Annotated in this window: 15 protein-coding genes; 7 read left to right on the top strand and 8 right to left on the bottom strand. The window is 54.4% G+C overall.

The features are described 5' to 3' along the window. Positions 1 to 127: 127 nt before the first annotated feature. The 4 genes from R3C20_16955 to R3C20_16940 all read right to left on the bottom strand — a co-directional run bounded on the left by R3C20_16955 (position 128) and on the right by R3C20_16940 (position 7,377). Complete coding sequence (locus tag R3C20_16955; GenBank protein ID MEZ6042195.1) at positions 128 to 613, bottom strand: type II secretion system protein GspG; 486 nt, start codon at positions 611 to 613, stop codon at positions 128 to 130. Between the two features lie 316 nt (positions 614 to 929). Beyond that, positions 930 to 2,138 carry a type II secretion system F family protein gene (locus R3C20_16950; protein MEZ6042194.1) on the bottom strand — a complete coding sequence of 403 codons (1,209 nt, stop codon included), beginning with the start codon at positions 2,136 to 2,138 and terminating at the stop codon, positions 930 to 932. A gap of 88 nt (positions 2,139 to 2,226) precedes the next feature. Then, on the bottom strand, positions 2,227 to 3,912 hold the full coding sequence (locus tag R3C20_16945) for a GspE/PulE family protein (GenBank protein ID MEZ6042193.1): 1,686 nt from the start codon (positions 3,910 to 3,912) through the stop codon (positions 2,227 to 2,229). Positions 3,913 to 3,993: 81 nt separating this feature from the next. After that, a complete protein-coding gene (locus R3C20_16940) occupies positions 3,994 to 7,377 on the bottom strand; it encodes a secretin N-terminal domain-containing protein (GenBank protein ID MEZ6042192.1) in 3,384 nt (1,127 codons plus the stop codon). A 385-nt stretch (positions 7,378 to 7,762) separates the two neighbouring features. Here R3C20_16940 and R3C20_16935 point away from each other — a divergent pair, with 385 nt between their 5' ends. From R3C20_16935 to R3C20_16905, 7 genes are all read left to right on the top strand, one after another. Further along, positions 7,763 to 8,905, top strand: coding sequence for a hypothetical protein (locus tag R3C20_16935; protein MEZ6042191.1), 1,143 nt, complete (start codon positions 7,763 to 7,765; stop codon positions 8,903 to 8,905). Between the two features lie 204 nt (positions 8,906 to 9,109). After that, positions 9,110 to 10,126 (top strand): hypothetical protein, encoded by a 1,017-nt coding sequence (locus R3C20_16930; protein ID MEZ6042190.1) that lies wholly within the window; start codon positions 9,110 to 9,112, stop codon positions 10,124 to 10,126. 253 nt (positions 10,127 to 10,379) lie between these two features. Further along, a complete protein-coding gene (locus tag R3C20_16925) occupies positions 10,380 to 10,985 on the top strand; it encodes a 5-formyltetrahydrofolate cyclo-ligase (protein MEZ6042189.1) in 606 nt (201 codons plus the stop codon). 74 nt (positions 10,986 to 11,059) lie between these two features. Then, positions 11,060 to 11,986, top strand: a complete 927-nt coding sequence (gene fhcD, locus R3C20_16920) for a formylmethanofuran--tetrahydromethanopterin N-formyltransferase (GenBank protein ID MEZ6042188.1) — start codon at positions 11,060 to 11,062, stop codon at positions 11,984 to 11,986. A gap of 218 nt (positions 11,987 to 12,204) precedes the next feature. Next, positions 12,205 to 14,556 (top strand): DUF1343 domain-containing protein, encoded by a 2,352-nt coding sequence (locus R3C20_16915; protein MEZ6042187.1) that lies wholly within the window; start codon positions 12,205 to 12,207, stop codon positions 14,554 to 14,556. A gap of 153 nt (positions 14,557 to 14,709) precedes the next feature. Further along, on the top strand, positions 14,710 to 15,204 hold the full coding sequence (locus R3C20_16910; protein ID MEZ6042186.1) for a hypothetical protein: 495 nt from the start codon (positions 14,710 to 14,712) through the stop codon (positions 15,202 to 15,204). Positions 15,205 to 15,348: 144 nt separating this feature from the next. Next, on the top strand, positions 15,349 to 16,059 hold the full coding sequence (locus R3C20_16905; protein ID MEZ6042185.1) for an FKBP-type peptidyl-prolyl cis-trans isomerase: 711 nt from the start codon (positions 15,349 to 15,351) through the stop codon (positions 16,057 to 16,059). 154 nt (positions 16,060 to 16,213) lie between these two features. On the opposite strand, the gene bioD is transcribed toward R3C20_16905, so the two are convergent. The 4 genes from bioD to R3C20_16885 all read right to left on the bottom strand — a co-directional run bounded on the left by bioD (position 16,214) and on the right by R3C20_16885 (position 20,022). Continuing rightward, on the bottom strand, positions 16,214 to 16,957 hold the full coding sequence (gene bioD, locus R3C20_16900; protein ID MEZ6042184.1) for a dethiobiotin synthase: 744 nt from the start codon (positions 16,955 to 16,957) through the stop codon (positions 16,214 to 16,216). Continuing rightward, positions 16,954 to 17,424, bottom strand: a complete 471-nt coding sequence (locus tag R3C20_16895; protein MEZ6042183.1) for a hypothetical protein — start codon at positions 17,422 to 17,424, stop codon at positions 16,954 to 16,956. Before R3C20_16895 ends, bioD begins: the two co-directional genes overlap by 4 nt. Before the next feature lie 80 nt (positions 17,425 to 17,504). Beyond that, positions 17,505 to 19,478 (bottom strand): CAP domain-containing protein, encoded by a 1,974-nt coding sequence (locus R3C20_16890; protein ID MEZ6042182.1) that lies wholly within the window; start codon positions 19,476 to 19,478, stop codon positions 17,505 to 17,507. A gap of 283 nt (positions 19,479 to 19,761) precedes the next feature. Beyond that, positions 19,762 to 20,022: a hypothetical protein gene (locus R3C20_16885; GenBank protein ID MEZ6042181.1), complete on the bottom strand. Its 261-nt coding sequence runs from the start codon at positions 20,020 to 20,022 to the stop codon at positions 19,762 to 19,764. Positions 20,023 to 20,034: the final 12 nt, after the last annotated feature.

The raw sequence follows: 20,034 nt of genomic DNA, 5'->3' as shown, positions 1-20,034 counted from the left end.
CTCTGATGGCCGCAGTTTCGATGGCACGTCCCGAGACATACGGAACCCGTGGCCACTTTGCCAGCGTTGGCAAATGTCACCACGGGTTCAGTCAGATCAGGCTGGCCAGATTCCGGCCGATTGAATCTTACTGGGCGGCACTTGTCGTCCAGTTGTTAATGTCGTCGCCACTGCCACCATCGTCCTGCTTATTCGGACCGAACGACCAGATCGCCGGCTTTGCAGCATTGGAGACTTTGCTGTGCCCTGTTCCGTCCCATTCATACCCGTAAAGATTACCCCATGGATCCAGAGGGATGTCTTCAAAATATGGCTTCAGTTGACGATCCCGATAAGGCTGTGGGGCCATAAACTCGTTCCACGCGTCCTGTCCGCTGCCAATATAATAGCTGGCGTCATGGTCAACTGCGTATCGCTTGGCAACATCTTCGAGAGACTTGATGTTGGCCTTTGCAACCTTGATCATGGCTTCGCCCTGACTGGTGACGAGGTTGGGAACAACCATGGCGGCAATGACCAGAATGATCGCCAGTACAATCAGCAGTTCTAAAAGCGTGAAGGCGCTGCGGCTTCTTTGCGGAGCCGCTGCACTTCGAATCGATGACTTCTTCATGACTCTCTAATCCGTTGTTTCCGAAGAAAATTGTTATTGGGCTCAGTCACGACGCGAATACAGAAATCCGACTCGACACTGAACGACTGAGGTAGGTTAGCCGGGGTGGGTAGGAGGTGAAATAACTTGTCCGGAGTGATAGCACTCTTTTTCAAACCCCGGACGCTACCGGGGATATCGTTCAGATCGCCAAATTCTTCGATTTTGTCTGTGATTTGTCGGAGTTACAGAACGAGATGCACCAAAAACCGGGTCATCTTTTCGACGCAGTGAATCAGCAAAAGGGAGGTGGCTTCACTCGAACGCGACACCTCAATCAGGCATTCTGGGACATGTTCAGAACCGGAAGAAGCAAAGCGGCAATTACGAAGGTCACGACAGCCGCCATGATCAGCAGGAGAATCGGTTCCAGCATACGAACAACCATATCAATCCTGCGGCTGGTACGTTTTTCCATGTTGTCCGCGACGCCAATCAGCACGTTCTCCAGATTGTTGGACTCTTCACCGACAGCGATCATCTCTACCAGTTCCCGCGAAAATTGCCCACTGGCTCGCAGCGGCACGGCCAGCGACTGACCACTACTTACATTGTCAGCGGCATTTCCAATCGCCTCCGCCAGAACAATGTTGCCGCTGGCATCTTTCGCAATGCGAAGTGACTGCAAAATTGGGACGCCATTTTTCAGAAGGGTTCCGAGCATGCGGCAGAAACGGGCAACGGCCAAACTCTGAAGAATCCCCCCCAGCCCGGGGAGCTTCAATTTCCAGCGATCCATATTGCGGCTGCCTTCTTCCGTCCCGCTGTAGACAATCAGCCCTGCAACGCTGCCGATCAGCACGATGGCCATTAGGATCCACCATTGCTGCAGGAAGTCGCTGATGGAAAGTAACGCCGTCGTAGCCCCTGGCAGCGTCCCTTTTTCTCGCATGGTCTTAAATATTTCAGCGAACTGCGGCACAAACCAAATCATCATGACGGAAACGATGGCCGAGCCAATTGTCATCAGGAATACCGGGTAGATCATCGCACCTGTGACCCGTCCGCGAAGCTCTTCCTGATGATCATTGAACATGGCAATTCGAGCGAGCACCTCCTCCAGGAATCCACCCTCTTCGCCAGCTTTTACCATACTGACTGTCAGATAGTTGAACGCTTTGGGATGACGCCGCATCGCGTCATTCAGCCGTGTTCCGTCCGCAACCTGCTCCCGAACATCCTGAATGACATATCGAAGCGATGGATTGGAAGTCTGGTCTTCCAGCAACTGCAGAGACCGCAGCAGGGGTACGCCGGAACGCAGCAGATCGGCCAGCTGGTTGTAAAAAACGGTCAGATGTCGAAGTCCGACGCGTTTACTTCCTGTCGCCGCCTGCTTCTTTGAACCTTCGGACAAACTGACTCGCACCGGAAACAGACTTCGGCCTGCCAGTGCAGTCAAAGCATCCTGTTCCGTTGAAGCCGACAGGGTCCCTGTTACCTGCTTCCCGGAGAGTTCTCGAGCGATATATTCAAAATCGGGCATGATTGTTCAGCAGAAACGCGTTTCGTCAGTTGATGTCCATCAATCCCACGTCCGAGTCCGGCCGCAGGTTAACCTGACCGGATGCAAGTCAGGCCACGATGTCCCCACGGGTAATTCGAACGACTTCATCAACGCTGGTGACGCCAGCCATGACTTGTTCCCATCCACTTGACCGAAGCGTCGTCATACCTGCAGTCAGGGCGTAGTCACGAATGTCAGTGCTACTGCGTTGTTCTGCACACATTCGCTGAATGGTGGGGTCAGTTCGAAGCAGTTCAAATACTCCAATTCGTCCGCTGTACCCTGTGTCACGACATTCCCGACACCCTGCAGGCTCGTAGACGAAGTCAGGTCGCGGCTCCGGGAAATCGACAGGGATGTCAACTTTGTCAATCGGAGTTTGTTTTCTGCAATGCGGACAGAGACGGCGCACGAGTCGCTGGGCCAGAACTCCTTCGACAGTGCTTGCCACCAGGTACGGTTCGACACCCATGTCCACAAGTCGAGTGAAAGCGCTGGGGGCATCGTTCGTATGCAGCGTACTGAAAACCAGATGCCCGGTGAGCGACGCCTGAATCGCACTCTGGGCTGTTTCGCCGTCTCGAATTTCCCCGATAAGCACCACGTCCGGGTCGTGTCGCAGTATGCTCCGGAGTGCAGCGGCAAACGTCAGCCCGATTCGGCTGTGCACCTGAATCTGGCTGATCCCATCCATGTGATATTCAACAGGATCTTCGACGGTAATAATTTTGGTCGCCGGGTCCTTGATCTCATTCAGAGCGCTGTAAAGCGTTGTTGACTTACCACTGCCGGTGGGTCCTGTTACCAGCACGATCCCGTGAGGCATATCGATCAGCTGCCGAAAAATCCCCATGCAGGTCGGCGGCATACCGACATTCTTGAGGTCGAATTTCATGCGAGCTTTGTCAAGCAGACGCATCACCACGCCTTCGCCGTGCAGCATAGGAATGATGGAAACACGCACATCCACTTCACGTCCGGCGACGCGAAGTTTGATTCGTCCGTCCTGAGGCAGGCGTTTCTCAGCGATGTTCAGGTGCGACATAATTTTGAGTCGCGTAACGATGGCCGAATAGAAATGAAAGATCTCCTGAGGGACAGGCTGGACCCGAAGCAGACCATCCATTCGGTAACGTACCCGGAGACCGTTTTCCTGCGGCTCGATATGGATATCGCTCGTCTGCTGTTTGACGGCTTCCATCAGCAGTTCATTGACCAGCCGTATGACAGACGGCGCCTGAGCACCTTCGGCCAGCTCGCCGAAATCTTCTTCGATTTCTTCGAGCAGTTCGATCCCTTCTTCGCTTCGTCGGCGCACCAGCTGGTTGATCGTATCTCCGCCGACCCCCAACAGTTCGTTGATCCGGTTGCCAAGTTCCCCGCTCCGCGTCAGCACAGGTTCCAGACGTAAACCTGTCACGGTGCTGAGCTCGTCGAGCCCCTCCAGACTCAGCGGATCCCCCGTTGCGACCACCACGTGGCCATTCTCTCTGTAAAGAGGCAGCAACGAATGTCGGTAGATTGAGGACGTCGGAAATGTGGCGAGCAACTCCGTGTCGATCTCCACATCTTTCAGGTCCACATATTCCATCCCGAATTCTTCCGCGGCGGCGCGAAGCACGGCATCTTCCGTTACCACACCCATCTTGATCAGCGCCTGATCAATGCGCACACCCGCCTGAGTTTCGCGAGCCAGACTAACCTGCTCCGGGGTGACCAGACCTTCTCGAATTAACAGCTGACCGAGATCCATGGTGATTTTTCAGATGGATTGTTGAAACGTTCGGAGAGTCATATTCGACAGACGAATATCGTGAATGCAACGGACTGTGGATCATCGACCTCCACGACCGCCAAAGCTAGGGAATCCGCCTCGCCCGCTGCTGCCACCAAAAGAGGGCCGTCCGCCCGTGCTTCCCCCCGATGGGCGACCGCTGGTGCCGCCACCGAATTGCTGCCGCATTCTCTCCTGCATCATCTGCTGAAAAGCATCCTGCTGGTTTGAGCTTCCGGGCGGACGTTCGCCATTGCCCGGTGAGCCCGAACTGGATGACGATCCACCGCTGGTGGAAGACGTTGTGCTGGCCGAGACGCGCGGAAAGAGGGAACTCAGTGACTGCTGAACAACAGCAGGGTCTGCGTTTTTCAGCGGCACGATTCGAATACTTCGGTTCGCGGCGTAGGCGGACTCATCCAGTCCATCCACGACTTGTTTCACCTGATTAAAAATCGATTCGCTGGAGGAGACAATCAATGTGCTCGTTTGCCGATCAACTCCGATGGTCATTCGCACTTGTGCGGCAGCCTCATTGCCTCGACCTCCGCCCCCACCCATTAACGCCGCAAACGGATTGTTCTGCTGCTGGCGACCAGCCGGGGCCTCTGTGTAGGTCTTGAAGACGTCATTTACAATTTTTGCGACTTCGTCGATATCGGCGTACTGGACGATGATTGAGCGTGGCTGCATGTCCCGAAGCGACTCTGGAATTTCATTGGAATCAAGCACTCGCAGCACTTGTTCCATTTCCTGAATGACCATTTCGGGGCCCGTAACAAAAAGGGAGTTGGAACGGATATCAGGAATGATACGCAGTGCCTGGGGAGAATTGCTCAACCCGGACAGCCCTGTCATGTTCGATACGGCATCGGTCACCGGCTGAAACATGGCTCCGAAGCTGAATCCGGAACTGGATGATGTGCTGGAGACGGACGTGTTCGGGAAGAGTTGCTCCAGCATCGCTGCTGTCTCTGTTGCGTCCGAAGCCTGCAAATAGAACACCGTCCAGGTGGTTCGATACGGGAGTGTCTGCTGCAGAATATCCATCATCGATTCCACACGATCCAGAGCCGCTTCATCGTTGGACATCAGAATCAACTCGTCACCGTTGACCAGAATCCGGATGTCTTCCCCAACGTATGGATTTGTCGTCTCCGGCTGAATTTCTCCCGCACTTGCGTTGTTCTGTACCTGTCCCGCATCCGTCTGCTGCAGTCCGGTGGCTACCCAGCCAGAACGTGGAGACCGGGACTGCATCGTCGTGGCATCCCCGTCCGGAGCAGCGTTGTTTGCCGGCGGTTCAGAGCCGGGGAGCGGGCCTGATGGAGTTTTCAGTTCCCGAATCGGTCCTGACTGTCGTGGGATCACAACACGAATTGTATTGGGTTCCGACGACTTCCATTGATTCTGCAGGAAGTCAAGAAACTCCTTCGGATCACGTCCCATCAGGCTATAGCGTCTGATCGGTCCACCGTCGCCCGCATTCCGCTGACCTGTACCGTCTTCGCCAAGCTGAGCAAGTACAGTTTTGATCTGTGTCACCTGCTCTGCTGAACCGCGAATAATCAAAACGCGAGTATAGAGGTCGGTTTCAATCGTTGGAGCGTCCGCTCCGTCACTGAGAAACAATGATCGCAGCGTCGCGGCCGCGGACAATGGGTCCATCTTCAACAACGGAATCACAGCGACCGATCCGGAACCACCACCCCCATCGAATTGTCGGATCCACTCTTCAATCTGTTCATGCTGCTTCGCGGTGGCCCAAATGTGAATGCGGCCCGCTCGACCGTCTTCGTTCACGACCACACCCGGCATCATGGCATCCAGACTCTTTGTGATCTCTCGGGCATCAACACCCGTCACGGAGTAGACTCGAAGATACGGTCCCGATGACCGAAACTGGGCCATCTCCGGATTCTCAGGAACGTCGATCGCCTTGATAATTTCTTCCACCAGCTTTTGCTGCTTTGCTGTACCGGTCACCATCAGACTGTTGGTCCGCGTGTCGGAATAGACCTGCAAAGCCAGTGTCGGGGCCGGTGTGCTCGAGGAGCGCGAGCGGCTTCGATCATCATTCGAAGCGCTGACATTCACGGCCCCCTGACGCATCCCGAACTGAGCCAGTAACATGAACTCCGCTTCTTCCGCTGGCAGATTTCGCAGCGAATACACCTTGAACAGGGCATCGTCGGGCCGGTCTTTCTCCATTGCATTCCGGATGAAACGCGTGATCCGACGCAAGTTGTCGCCAGCATCTGTAATGAACAACGTGCCTGTTTGAGTGAAAGCGGACATCTTGCCGATTGGCCCCAGCAAAGTTTCCACTTCCTGCGCCATGACTCCGACATCAACGTTGGAAACAGGTACTTCAATCCTGACGATCTCGTGATCTCCAACCTTTTCCAGTTCTTCCAGCGTCACATCCGGAACCAGCGTCGGAGGAATGCCACCTTTTCTTGCATCCAGACAGACCAGAAAACCATCCTTCAGGACGAGGGCGAATCCTTTACGCAGTAGGTATCCGTTCATGATATCCAGAGTCTCTCTGGCCGAATAAACGTTGTCGTCCTGATGGCTGAGCGTCCCAGGGGGAGTCACATTCAAATCGAGCGTGTACCCGGCCGCAGCAGCAAAGTCTTTCAGTACCTGTTCCCAGGGTGCGTAAGCGAAATTGAACCGGAATTTGTCCACAACGGTTCGCCCGTCGGACATTTCAACATCGGCACCAAAGCTCGACACCACCTGAGCTCCCTCCGGAGGTACATCGCCGACAACCGTGCCCGAAGTACCGGTTCCGCCAGCCCCCGGCGCAATCGTGCCCGGCGCAGAAGCAAGATTCGTCGAGGGCTTCGACTGATTCTCCCACTGGGTCTTCTGTTCCGGCGTCAATCCTGCAAGTATTTTAGTGGCCCAGTCCTGCTCGAACTTGTCTCGCTCTTCGTCGGTCGAACCCGAATTTCGAGAGGCCACCCGGCGTTCTTCAAGAAGTGTTGTGATCTGCGTTTTCTGTTCGTCGCTCAAACCAAGATCCTGAGCAACCCGCGAATCGCCCAGAGCCCGTATTCCAGCGCGGCTGATATAGGCGGCCCTCAGTGCTTTCCGCTGTGGATCCGTCAGCACGTCAGCAGCGCGTTCCTGAAACTTCACGCGTTCCACCGCCACCGCGGCATTCAGCTCTTCTCTGATTTTCGCCGCTTCCTCGGGAGGCTTGCCTTTCATGCGTTCCAGGTATGGAGCGAAGAACTCGGTACCGGGAGTTGCCCCCTTCTGTATCTCGGTCAGTTTCTCGACCTGCAATTCGGAAAGCCCCAGCTCCTGCCGCACTTCGTCGTTGCGAAGCAAATCAAGTTCCCCGGACGGTGTCCGCTGTGCAAATGATTCTGCCCCGGCGATGACTGTCGCGAGGAACACAAAAGCGGGTAGAAGACGGTAAGGGGTCATGTGTGCACTTCCGAGTCGATTTTGTCGTTGAAGACAAGTCTGGACCTGAATTTATGTTCAGATAACCATCAGATGAGAGGTCCGGCGGTCAATTATGACCTATCCCACACCCGAGGCGGAACAACAAACCTCAAACTCCGGCGACGATGTCCAGCAATTGCCGGTTACACCAATCATCCGTCGTAGATGCGGGGCCAACGAAGACTGAAACCCCTGCCGAAGTTTCAGGAGTCTTAAAACTTTGAAAAGTTGCCGGATCCTTGATAGTCTGCCGGGGTTCTAACCTCTGGCAGGTGATTTTGCGTCATTTGCCATCTTCGCTATTACTGTTTTTTTGATCACACCGTTATCCGATTGAAGCGATTGCTTCAGAGGGAATGGACAGATGTCGCGCTACTTTCTGATCCGAAACTTTGGGATTACGCTAAGCCTGGCGATTCTGCTTTGCCAGCTACAGCCACTCTCCGCACAGGACAGAGGTGATCGTGGACGTGATCGCGGTGACCGAGGCGGAGACCGGGGCAGCTATTCCGGTCGGCCCAGCTTTGGCGGCAGCTCTGGATTTGGAGGAGGCCCGCCGGGGTTTGGTGGTCCTCCGTCGTTTGGCTCGGGATCATCCGGGTTCGGCGGGCGGCCGAGTTTTGGTTCCGGTGGCCCTCCGAGTTTCGGTGGTTTTGGGGGAGGTCCTCCCAGTTTCGGCGGCTCGTCAGGGTTTGGCGGTCCACCAGGTTTTGGCGGCCCACCATCGTTTGGTGGAACTTCTGAGGATCGATCCAGCCGATTCGCAGCAATGATGGACCGCAATGGAAATGGAAAGATCGATCAGGAAGAGCTGGACCGAATGCCGTCTTTCGTCAAAGACATGATGAAAGCCAGGGGTGTTGATCTGAAGGCTGGCACGTCTATCAACGATCTTCGCAGCGGCATGACAAGCTCCTCAGGATCTGATCCGCGCAGTTCTTCCCGAAAACCAGCTCTGACGCCCTACAGACAGAGCGAGAAGAATAATTTCCAGATCGTTGAACTCCCATCAAAATACACAGAGCTGGACATCGACTTCGATGGGCAATTAGCCTTTCACGAGTGGATCGCCTCCATGCGTGAAGATATCGACCGGTTCGAGGAGATTGACGTGAATTCCGATGCGTTTCTGACCCCCGACGAACTGAATGAATACGAAACAGCGATGGCGCAATCGGAAGAGGAATTTCTGTACGCTTCGATCCAGAAGGATCGTTTGATCATCGTGAACGGTTCCGGCAGCTCGTCTGATTCTCGAGGTTCCAGAAGCTCCGGCAGTGACAGATCCTCTCGTTCTGATGGACGATCAGGCGGTTCTTCAAGCGACATGGCTGCAAGCTACTTCAGTCGGATGGACCGCAACCAGAACGGCCTGATCGACATGGATGAATGGGAGCAAAGTCGGCGGTTGCGACCAATGTTCGAACAGGCAGGCATTCGTATCGCCCCAATGCGTCAGGATGAATTTGTTCGAAATATGGAGAAAGCCTCAGCACAAGGACGGTAAGAATCGCCCAAACAACGTTTCGGACAAATAGCGAGACTCTGTTCGAATGATGCCCCAGGTCTGCTGCAGACCCTGGGGTTTCTTTTTGTGTTGAATCCTGATGAGACTGTTCATTTTTGCGTGATTTGATTGACGTCACGGGCTGACCAATCGATAATTCGCGGGGTTTCCAGGTTTGGAATTAGATTTGCTTAAAGCCTGTCCATGCTGAGATTCATCACTCTTCAAGTCGCAATCCTGCTTTCCGCCATCTCACAAGGGACGGTTGCGGATGAGTTTGCGGAGAGCGGGTTTGGAGCACTGGAGCAGCACGATCATCAGCCGATTCTGGTCCCGTCCCGCCCCGTCATCGAGCGCATACCCATTTCGGTGATCCGGCCTGTCGATATCAAGGTGGCCCCGGATGGGGCAATTTACGTTGCAGATTCTGACAGCGAATCTGTTTTTCGGATGCTCCCAGACCGAACGGTTGAACTGGCAGCAACGGGCCTGAGTGGTCTGTGCAGGCTTTCCATCGACGACGCTGGCACCACACTTGCGCTGACTGCGACAGCACAGCCTTCGCCAGCCACCCAGGATTCCCGGGACAGGCAGGCGACTGCAGACACCCGGGGTACCATCGTGCAGTTGACACGGTCTGGCGTGTTCGTGACCCTCCATTCGATCCCCTTCCGCCCTGTTGGCTTTTGCCGCAGCACGACGGGCAAAATTGCCGTAGTCGGTGGAGCATCTTGCCGACTGGGTATCTTTGACTCGCTCGGAGACTTCCGGGAACTACCAGGGTTGCCAGAACCTGCGATGGATGTGGCATTGAATGGTGCAGACCAATTTTATGTCCTGCTGCAGTCTGGACGAGTTGTCCGAATTGCCAGCAACGATGTTCTGCAGACTGTGGGCTTCGCCCCCGCGGCATCGTCTCGGCTCTACCGCATGCCCGAAGGCAGGATCGCAGTGCTGTCTTTCGATCAAAGTCGAGATGTCATCCGTGAAATCACGATGCATGCAGATGAATCCGGGCCTGTTCTCGCAGCAATACCGGAAGGCACTTCCGCGGTCGCCTTTGATCGTCTGGGCAACATGTCGCTCTGCAACCCCAATTTACGTGCGGTGACTCGAGTCACCTCGACATTCATGGTCGACTGTCCCCACTGCGAAAAGCCGATCAAAATGATCCTTTCGCCCAACAGGCTTCACGAACCGCAGAAGTCGAGATCTTTCTGAGTCAGCCCTGCCTGTTTCGCAGTAAGCCTGTTCGCACGGCGCGGTTTTGCAATCCTCACGAGATGCGCTTGATTCACTTCGGGAACCGTCGAAACTTCCGGAAGTCGGATCGATTCCTGAGAACCACGGAACGAATGCGTGAGCCGGTTGAACTGGCAGTGAGTGCGAAGTAAAAGCACGATTATTGACTGCATTTCTGGAGCAAACTGACCGTTTTGCACCATCTTCTTCTGCGGCGCACGAAAGAATTCAAATGTCGACCAACATCTCTGTCCAGAAACTCAAGGACGAAATGCGGAAGCAGGCTCACGCGAACCGCAATGCCCAGGAGAATAAGGATGAACTGAGCCGACGTATCGTCGGGGCATTCATGTCTCTGCCCGAGTATGCGGTTGCCAATACGGTCATGTTTTACATTGACGTTCGCAGCGAGGTTCGGACTCGCCATGACCTGGAATTGGCGCTTCAGTCAGGCAAGACGATTGTCGTGCCATGGTGCAATGCGGAAGGCGAGCTTGAACTGTTCCGTCTGATGAGTATGGATGAGCTCGAAGTCGGCATGTACAAGATTCTGGAACCACGTCAGGACCTTCGACATTTGCCCGAAAAACAAGTGAACGTCGAAGCGATTGATCTGATCATGGTGCCGGGAGTTGGGTTCGATCAGCGCGGCGCTCGAATGGGACACGGCAAGGGATACTACGACAAACTCCTCGAGCACGCTCGTCCAGATACGCCTCTGATCGCGCTGGCCTTTGAATGCCAGCTGTTTGAAGAAATCCCTGTGGCAGCGCACGACGTATTCATGGATGCAGTGATCACAGAGGACCGCGTAATTCGGGGCAAGGGCAGGAAGTAGAACTCTTCTCACAATTCCTACCGTCCCGGGAATTGCGTAACTCCTTTCCCTCGCTTTCGAAGCAGGCAACTTTTATGTCGGTCGAAGTTGAAGACACGTACGCAGAGGCGTTTCGCAGCCTCTTTGTGGAATTCATGATTACCGCTCGCGACCGCAAGTGGCTGGATCATGCGATCAACGCCGCGACCGGTCACGGTTCGTCTTCGATTATGTGCGAATGCGAAGCAGGAATCGACCGTTACATTGGACCGGGAGGAGACCAGACAGTTGCGACACCGGATGGACGCCCCGGCGCAATTTGTCAGCTGCATGTCCCTCGATTTCGGAAAGACCGGGTTGAGGCACTTGAGAAAACGCTGCTGGCTCGGGTTAGTCAAAATATCCTGACGTGCCCGACGACGCGATGCTTCTCCACCGATTCGGATGCACCGGCATATCGGCTGGGACGCAAACTGGCCTACTTCGGCGACGGGTTTGAACAGTTGGAAGATCGATTCGGACGCCGGATGTGGGTTGTTCCAACCATGGGGGGCGAATTCTGTATCGATCGTCGCTTCGCATACCGCGACGGTGTGATGGGCGGCAACCTCTGGTTCGTTGCGACATCTGAAGACGCGTCCCTTCGTGCCGCCGAACTTGCCGTCGATGCCTGCCTGACAGTTCCCGGTGTCATTACGCCATTCCCGGGAGGCGTCGCCGCAAGCGGTTCGAAAGCCGGAAGTCGGTACAAGTTTCTGTTTGCCAGCACGAACGACCCATTTTGCCCGACACTGATGGACCGGGAAGGCGTGCAGTCTCAACTGCCCCGAAATGCTGCCTCCGTGATGGAAATCATCATCAATGGCAAAGATCTGGCGACGGTCAGTGAAGCAACTCAGGCTGCGATTCGAGCGGCATCGACGGTTGACGGTGTCGTGAAGATTACGGCAGGCAACTACGGCGGCAGGCTGGGGAAAAGCTGGGTATGGCTGAAGCCCGAGAATCACAATGCAGACACATGATCCGCAAGGCGTCCGAGACATTCAGTCCCGAAATTGCACCGACTGATTGCTGTGACGCTTTTGCACGACGAGGCCGGAACTGTTAGACCACACCTGCGCCTGATGTTGACTCTGCCAGAATGGCCAGGGTCATCATGCGATTACCTCCTGCCGGATGCCCAACCATGCCAGTAAAATTCGACATTTTCTACTGCATCCCCTCATTGAATCTTCGAAGCATGGTTGCAGCAATTTTGCTGCTGGCGGGCATTGTTCCCTCCGCAGTGCAAGCCGATAAGCCGGGAGAATTAATCGCCGTCCTTCCGCGATTATCCCCGGAGCGCGCCGGGATGGATTCGGAACGCCTGAATGTCATCGCCGAAGTCGTCGAAGAGGGTCTGCGTCAGGAAAAAATGCCAGGGGCTGTTGTGCTGATTGGTCGCAGCCACGGGATTGTTTATCACCAAGCGTTTGGCGATCGTCAAATTGATCCCGTCGAAAATCCGATGCTGCCCGATACCGTTTTTGATCTGGCATCGCTGACAAAGCCGATTGCGACTGCAACCAGCGTCGCAATCTTGATGCAGCGTGGCATCGTGGATCCTGACGCAACCGTTGCCACCTATGAACCAGACTTTGCGCAGAATGGCAAGGAGTCGATTACGGTTCATCAGTTGCTGACGCATCAGTCAGGGCTCATACCGGATAATGCCATTGGCGACTACGCGATGGGGCCGGACGAGGCGTTTCGCCGAATCAATGCCCTGAAGCCGATTGCCGAGCCAGGTGAACGTTTCATTTACAGCGATGTCAATTTCATTATGTTGGGAGCGTTGGTGAAGAAACTCACAGGACAGAACGTCCATGAATTCTCACAACAGAACATCTTCCAGCCCCTGCGAATGGTTGAGACAGGTTACCTGCCGGGCGAAGCCCTGCGTGCACGCGCAGCGGTCACAGAAAAGCGGGACGACATCTGGATGCAGGGAGATGTACACGATCCGCGAGCTCATTTGCTGGGCGGGATCGCAGGGCACGCAGGGCTCTTCTCAACAGCCTCTGACCTCGCTCGGTACGCCACCATGATGCTCCGTGGCGGGGAGTTGGATGGCGTTCGAGTAATGAACCCGGAAACGATCAATCAGATGACCAGAGCCTACCCGGTCCCTGGCGGCTTTCGCGGTCTGGGATGGGATATTCGAACCGGGTATTCGTCGAACCGCGGCGACCTGATGTCGCATCGCGCTTTTGGCCATGGTGGCTTCACAGGTACGGGTATCTGGATTGACCCGGAGCGTGACCTGTACGTGATCTTCCTCAGCAATCGTGTGCACCCGAACGGAAAGGGATCGGTCAATCAGTTGATTGGTCGTGTGGGGACAATCGCAGCCGCGTCGATATTTCAGATTTCCAACGTCCCGACCGCACCGATTCGTGATGCCAGTCATTCGAATGTACTGAATGGAATCGACGTCCTTCAACGAGATGGCTTTCAACAATTGAGCGGCCGCAAAGTCGGCCTGATCACGAATCAAACAGGAATCAACCGGGAAGGCATGACGAGCGTTGAACTGCTCCACTCGGCCGAAAACGTGGCACTGGTGGCCTTGTTCAGTCCGGAGCATGGGCTGCAGGGAAAGCTGGACGTATCCAGCATCGCCGATGCCGTTGATGAATCGACGGGGTTAAAAGTCTTCAGTCTTTATGGCGATTCCAGGCGACCAACCGCTCAAAGCCTTCAGGGAATCGATACTCTTGTTTTTGACATCCAGGACATTGGATGTCGGTTCTACACCTACCCGTCCACAATGGGCAATGCAATGAAGGCAGCCGCAGAGCACGGGCTGCGGTTTGTTGTTCTGGATCGAGTCAATCCCTTGGGCGGAGTCGTTGTGGATGGCCCGCTCCTTGACAAAGGCAGTGAGTCGTTTGTGGGGTACCACACAATTCCCGTTCAGCACGGAATGACGCTGGGCGAATACGCATTGCTGTTAAAGACGGAATTAGAGATTGATGTTGATCTACAGGTTATAAAAGTCGAAGGATGGCGACGGAGCGAACTCTTCGACCGATGCGGGCTCACATGGATCAATCCATCGCCGAATATGCGAAACCTGAATCAGGCCGTGCTGTACCCCGGTATTGGATTGCTGGAAATGACGAACATCAGTGTCGGCAGGGGAACCGACACACCGTTTGAAGTGATTGGAGCCCCCTGGATCGACGGCAGAAAACTGGCGGCTCACCTGAACAATTCGGGGCTTCCCGGAATTCGCTTCGTTCCCACGACATTTACTCCAACGGCAAGCAAGTATCAGGGCGAATTGTGTCAGGGTGTCAGTTTGATTATCACGAATCGAAGCCAACTTCGGGCAGTGGAGACCGGCGTTGGCATCATGCTAACACTGCGATCGCTGTTCCCTGAAGCGTGGGAAACAAAGAATCTTAACCGACTGCTGTGCAATCAGGAGGTATTGACTTCGGTGCTGAATGGAGCATCGCTCGAAGCAGTCACTTCAACCTGGAAACGGGGCCTTAACGAATTTCAGAATCGCCGCGCTCGTATTCTGCTGTACGACGAGTCCAATTGAATTTGAATCCTTCGAACCCTTCCCATTCCGTACCCGACAAAGTGAAAGACTGTTTTCACTGCCTACAATTACGGATCTGACAGTTTCCAGCCGCAGAAATCGTTGGACTGTCCCTATAAATCATGACTTAATGGCTGAGGCGAAAAAGAAACCATGGACGTTGATATTCTGTCCGTCATATCCCGCTGGGCTCACGTTGGAACGGCTATTCTGCTGGTCGGGGGCACGTTTTTCATACGTTATGTCCTGCACCCCGCGCTCGATTCATCAACTCCGGAGCAAAACACCGCATTGATGGACCGAGTCCGAAATCGATGGAAACGGTTCGTCCACGGCGGCATCGCGTTGTTCCTCGCGAGTGGACTTTTCAACTACATGAAAGCAATTCCATCTCATAAGGGCGATGCGGCTTATCACGCACTTGTGGGGACGAAAATGATTCTTGCATTGGGTATCTTCTTTCTAGCATCCGCGCTGGTGGGTCGATCGAAAGGAACTCAGAAGTTTCGCGATCAGGCTCCCAAATGGACAGCGATCGTTGTGTTGCTTTCGTTTGTCATCGTAGCCATCAGCGGCCTTGTGAAGGTTCGCGGAGTGCCAGATAAGCCAGGTGCAACGGCCGTGGCCCAGGAAACTCCAGCTCCATAGTAGCCTCAAACTGTCGATGCGATTGAATTACGAATTCGAATCGTTCATTCTGTTCACTGGTTCTTTCCGTGGTAACGAATCGTCGTTTATCAGCGAACGATCGCTGGGCATCGTGGCATGGTCAGACTCACAGGATTTTTCAAAATGACATTAAAGACCGTATCACACTTGCTCGCAGCCATTCTTCTGGCAGCCGCACCATTCGCTAATGCTCAGGAAAAGGCGCCGAAACTGGATACCTCAATTGACAAAGTCAGCTTTCACATTGGAATGCAAATTGGCAATGATCTGAAACGACAGGGGCTCGAAGTCGCCAAACCTGAGCTGATTGCGGCTGGAATTGCAGCCTCGCTTGCCGGACAGAAGTCTCCCGTAGCCCAGGAAGAAATCCGCGCGGCATTCGAAGAAATCCAGAAGATTGTTGAAGCAAAACAGGCAGAGAAGGCCAAAGTCGTGCTTGAGGCTGGCGAGAAATTTCTTGCCGAAAACAAAGCAAAGCCAGGCGTGAAAACGACAAAGTCGGGTCTGCAGTACCTTGTGGTAAAGGAAGGAACAGGGGCAACACCCAAAGCCTCCAGTACCGTCACAACGCATTATCGAGGTACGTTTATCGATGGGAATAAGTTCGATTCTTCTTACGAAGGCGACGCGCCAACGGCCGCAGACCAGCCAGCGACATTTCCAGTGTCCGGCGTTATCAAAGGATGGACAGAAGCGCTGCAGTTGATGAAGGTCGGGGCAAAGTATCGACTGTTCATCCCAAGTGATCTTGCCTACGGCCCCGCTGGTCGCCCATCAATCCCGCCGCATTCAGTGTTGATTTTCGATCTGGAATTATTAAACGTCGAAGAGTAGCCCGATCTTCGGAACTCATACAAACTGACGCATGCTGAAACTCACCACTATTTCGCAGTGGTGAGTTTTTTTGTGCTGCATTGCCGGACGATTCGCAGGAAAACCGTATCGAAAACGCGTCGGGGCAACTTCCGCATGTTTCCTGATCACCCCGTCAGCTGAAGGCCATATGCCATTGCCAGTTCGGGGGCACGTTGGCAACGGGCATCAGTTCATGGCCTTGATAGCCGCACCCGAATATTGGCAGATCGCCAGCCCATCGGACAATGAGCCGAATACTCGATTGCGTGGTCATATCTGTGGATTGAATCCAGTCGACGCCATCCTCGGATGCCGATATGCCTTCGCCGGTGTTTGGTTGCGTGACCTGATTCAGAACTACGGCACGAATCTGCAATCCGCGCGAACGGGCGGCTTCAATCGTCAGCAGGGTGTGATTCACCATGCCCAGTCGGTTTGACGCAACAACGACAATCGGCAATTGGCATCGTTCAGCAAATCCGGCAACGGACAGGCTGTCCGTCAAAGGACACAACAACCCGCCAGCGCCTTCGATCAGCAGAAAATCGGCATAAGCCTGCCACGCAGAGCATCCCTCCACAAGCACAGATTCGTCTACGAATTCCCCCTCTGCCTTCGCGGATTCAGAGGGAGCAATTGAAGCGTGAAAACGTTGGGGACAGATCAGATCCAGCGGAATATCCGCCGAAAGTTCTGCCTGAATCGCGTCCAGATCGGGCCAGGTTCGCACACCATCACGACCAGGTTCTGAACCACTACAGACGGGCTTGTAAATTCCCGTACGCAGTCCGGACTGCCGCATTTGACGAGCCAGCAGGCACGTGGTGTAAGTTTTCCCGATGCTTGTGTCGGTGCCGGTGATCAGGAGTTTCTTCATTTAACGATGGGATCAGCCACGAGGCCCAGGGCGAGCAGAAAGTCTTCTGAAGATGTGTCCACAATTGACGTCGATGGATCACGAAACGCCCCGGGGTCGATGCCTCGAAGTTGGGTGACCTGCTGACGCTGCTCCTGACCTGTGGAGTGATTGATGGCCTCAATTAAATCCGGCTGTGCAAAAACCTGTTCAACAGTTTCATCAGCAGCCTCTGAAAGCCGTGATACCAACCGAGCTTCCAGCATTTCCAGTGTCCACTTTTCCAGCGCATCTTTCATCTGGCCATTGTCGGCATCAACAAGGTCGAAATCATACGAAGCTGACCAGCCTGTGCTGGCATTCGATGAATCGAACGCTCGAACCCACATTCGATAGTTTCCACTGCCTAGAGAAGTGGCAGGAGTAAACTGCGTCGCAGTCACGTTTGTCTCATGTATCACTCGCCCCGCACCGTTGAGACTGGACACCCAAAGTTCATATCGTGTTGCACCTGCGACCTGCGTCCACGAGAACAACGGAGTTCCAGAAGACTGTGAACTGGCCGGAGTCAATATCTTTGCTGCGATCCCGATCTCGAAGCGATATGGCGAGCTCCATGCGTATTTATTGTTGGAAGCATCAATGCCCTGAATCCATGCGACGTACGATCCGGCGGGAAGCGAAGACAATTCGAGACTGTTTGTGGCAATTCCCGTCTGATTGACAACCGCAGCCGTTCCCGTTGAGGGTTATTGACCCAGACGGCATATGTCGACATTCCGGGAATGGCATCCCAGTTGAGCGTTGGAGTTGATGTCACGCTCGCGGCGGTGACGTTAACGTTTTGGGCGGTCGGCGCAACGGTGATGGTTGTGCGAGGGCTCCAGTTTCCAACGTCGCCACGTGCTGTAAATCCGCGGACCCAGATGCCGTATTTACCAGGTTCAAATCCTGTCAGATCCACGGAAGTTCCGTTGACATGACTGTTGCGAAAATACGCACTCGTCGAAGTCGAGAGCTGATCAACCCAGACGTCGTAGTATGCTGCCCCGGGCAGAGCCTCCCACGAAACCGAGAAGTCAGGATCGGTTACTGTTCGATTTGCAGCTCCGGTAATGCTGGGCGGCGTTTTGACCCGCATCATTTTTGGAGTGCTCCACGCTGATGCCGCGTTAGAACTCGTGAAACCCCGCACCCAGATCCAGTACACGCCAATGCCAAGCTCCGTTGTCGGCGTGTAACTGTTCGTGGAGATGTTCGATACGTTAATGATTCCGTTTGTTGGCCCGGAAGCGTAGTTCGCCCATACTGCGTACCGGGTTGCGTTGTCCATCGCATTCCAGGTAATCGTGGGCATTGTAGAATTGGTATCGATGATTCCACCGGGGATGACAGGGACGGAAGCATCAGTGACAGTCAACGTCGTCGTCCGCGTTGCCAGACCGGCAGGAAAAGCAGAAATGGTGACCGTTTGATTTCCGTCAATCGATGTATCAGCGACGCCGGTTACGGTCACCTGAGCGCCGGCTTGGCCTGCAGGGATGGTTACTGACGCTGGCAGGGTCGCATCTGATGTGTCAGACGACGAGAGATTGATCAACAGTGGTGACGTTGTGGCTCCGCTTCTCGTTAACGTCAGGGTGGTACTGCCTGTTTCCGAAATCGTTGAAGCCCCAAGCGCAATGGTCACCGCTGCCGAAGTGGTCTCCGAGGCTTTGAAATCGACCTTTACGTTATTGCTGCCGACTGAGACCGCCTTTTGTCCGGTGAATTGCGTTCCGTTGGCTGTGTAGTTAATCACCACCGAATAGACGCCGGCGGGCACGATCATTCCATAGCCACCGGAAACGCCGATGTCAGCCGTGTAGGTGAGACCGCTGGTTGCCTCTGTAGCGGTCACCGTGCCCGATCGAATGGCCTCGCCAATTGAATAGAAATTATCGCCGTCTGTATCCGTGTAAGCGACACCCGTAATGAATGGATTGACGCTGCGAATCCCAAAGTTCTCTGTCACCAGAATCGCGTTGTAGTTGGTACCTGCATCCAGAAACTTACCGTAGCGAATACCAACGCCAATTTCTTCGTAAGGTATATGCAACATATTGGCCCGATGCCCTGGACTCAGGAACAACGCTTCATGCTGCAGATAGACCGCAGCGTTGTTGTCCAGTACTCCGGTTGTGCCTTCCCATGCGATGTTTTCGCCGATGGCTGCGGTCGGATATCCAGCCGCTTGTCCCCGATCGACTTCAGTCAAATTGTCAGGGTTCGTATGATCAAAAAAGTCTCTGTTGATCATGTCCTGAGAATGGAGACCCGCCGCGTTGGTCAGGCTTTGATGAGGTGCCAGAGGCTGTTTGGCGGCGGTAGAAATCTGACCGGGATCAAGCCCCTGATTCAGTGCGACGCCGTATCGATTTGCCTCTGCCTGCGGATTGGCCCGTGCGCGATTGACCAGCTCCAGCAGCAGTTGCTCCTGATCCGTCATCGAAACAGCCGTCAGCAGCTGTCTGAGTTCCAGGGCGTCGCTGACACTGGCCATTGCGAGAGACCGACGTCGACGGTTGCGCCCACGAATGCCCGAATCAGATCCAGGGAGAAGCCGACCAATGGTTCGAGTCCAGACTGACATTCCGATTGCTTTCCGATCTATTTGAATTTCGTCGGGACCGCAGAGCGATCACCCTCACATCAAATATATCGTTAAAGCAGACTCGGATCCATGCGAGTCATATATTCGAACAAATCTCAGCCTGTTGAATCGTTACAGCCCACAAAAACAGAGTAACCCACGCAGAATGCCCCGCCTGAGCAATCTAGGCTGACTAGGCGAGCCCAACGAAGCCCATTGCCGTGAACCGTGGCATTTCAATGGCATCAATAATCTTGATGGCAAGGATTCCATCTAACCCCATGATGACGCGCCGGCCGCCAGCGGCGTCGGGAGTCTTCCTTTCAACGAGGATTAAGTCGCCACACAACATGAAATTGCAGAACGGCAGCGATTCACCGAAGTTGCTGACGATGATTCCCTGCCGTGGGATGCTGGACGGCCATTCAGCAAAAATGCGACGAATGTCTTTCATGGCTTTTCCGGG

It is taken from the genome of Planctomycetaceae bacterium (assembly GCA_041398825.1).
In the GTDB taxonomy this organism is placed as follows: Bacteria; Planctomycetota; Planctomycetia; order Planctomycetales; family Planctomycetaceae; genus F1-80-MAGs062.
The sequence above is the reverse complement of the archived record's forward strand: the minus strand, read 5'-3'. Positions and strand labels throughout refer to the sequence as shown.

Bases quoted from the DNA above. Each gene is read 5' to 3' on its own strand.
- R3C20_16915 (MEZ6042187.1), top strand. From the start codon at position 12,205: ATGGTTGCAGCAATTTTGCTGCTGGCGGGCATTGTTCCCTCCGCAGTG.
- R3C20_16905 (MEZ6042185.1), top strand. From the start codon at position 15,349: ATGACATTAAAGACCGTATCACACTTGCTCGCAGCCATTCTTCTGGCA.
- R3C20_16940 (MEZ6042192.1), bottom strand. From the start codon at position 7,377: ATGACCCCTTACCGTCTTCTACCCGCTTTTGTGTTCCTCGCGACAGTC.
- R3C20_16925 (MEZ6042189.1), top strand. From the start codon at position 10,380: ATGTCGACCAACATCTCTGTCCAGAAACTCAAGGACGAAATGCGGAAG.
- R3C20_16955 (MEZ6042195.1), bottom strand. From the start codon at position 613: ATGAAGAAGTCATCGATTCGAAGTGCAGCGGCTCCGCAAAGAAGCCGC.
- R3C20_16910 (MEZ6042186.1), top strand. From the start codon at position 14,710: ATGGACGTTGATATTCTGTCCGTCATATCCCGCTGGGCTCACGTTGGA.
- R3C20_16885 (MEZ6042181.1), bottom strand. From the start codon at position 20,022: ATGAAAGACATTCGTCGCATTTTTGCTGAATGGCCGTCCAGCATCCCA.
- R3C20_16945 (MEZ6042193.1), bottom strand. From the start codon at position 3,912: ATGGATCTCGGTCAGCTGTTAATTCGAGAAGGTCTGGTCACCCCGGAG.
- R3C20_16950 (MEZ6042194.1), bottom strand. From the start codon at position 2,138: ATGCCCGATTTTGAATATATCGCTCGAGAACTCTCCGGGAAGCAGGTA.
- R3C20_16935 (MEZ6042191.1), top strand. From the start codon at position 7,763: ATGTCGCGCTACTTTCTGATCCGAAACTTTGGGATTACGCTAAGCCTG.
- fhcD (MEZ6042188.1), top strand. From the start codon at position 11,060: ATGTCGGTCGAAGTTGAAGACACGTACGCAGAGGCGTTTCGCAGCCTC.
- R3C20_16930 (MEZ6042190.1), top strand. From the start codon at position 9,110: ATGCTGAGATTCATCACTCTTCAAGTCGCAATCCTGCTTTCCGCCATC.
- bioD (MEZ6042184.1), bottom strand. From the start codon at position 16,957: ATGAAGAAACTCCTGATCACCGGCACCGACACAAGCATCGGGAAAACT.
- R3C20_16890 (MEZ6042182.1), bottom strand. From the start codon at position 19,478: ATGGCCAGTGTCAGCGACGCCCTGGAACTCAGACAGCTGCTGACGGCT.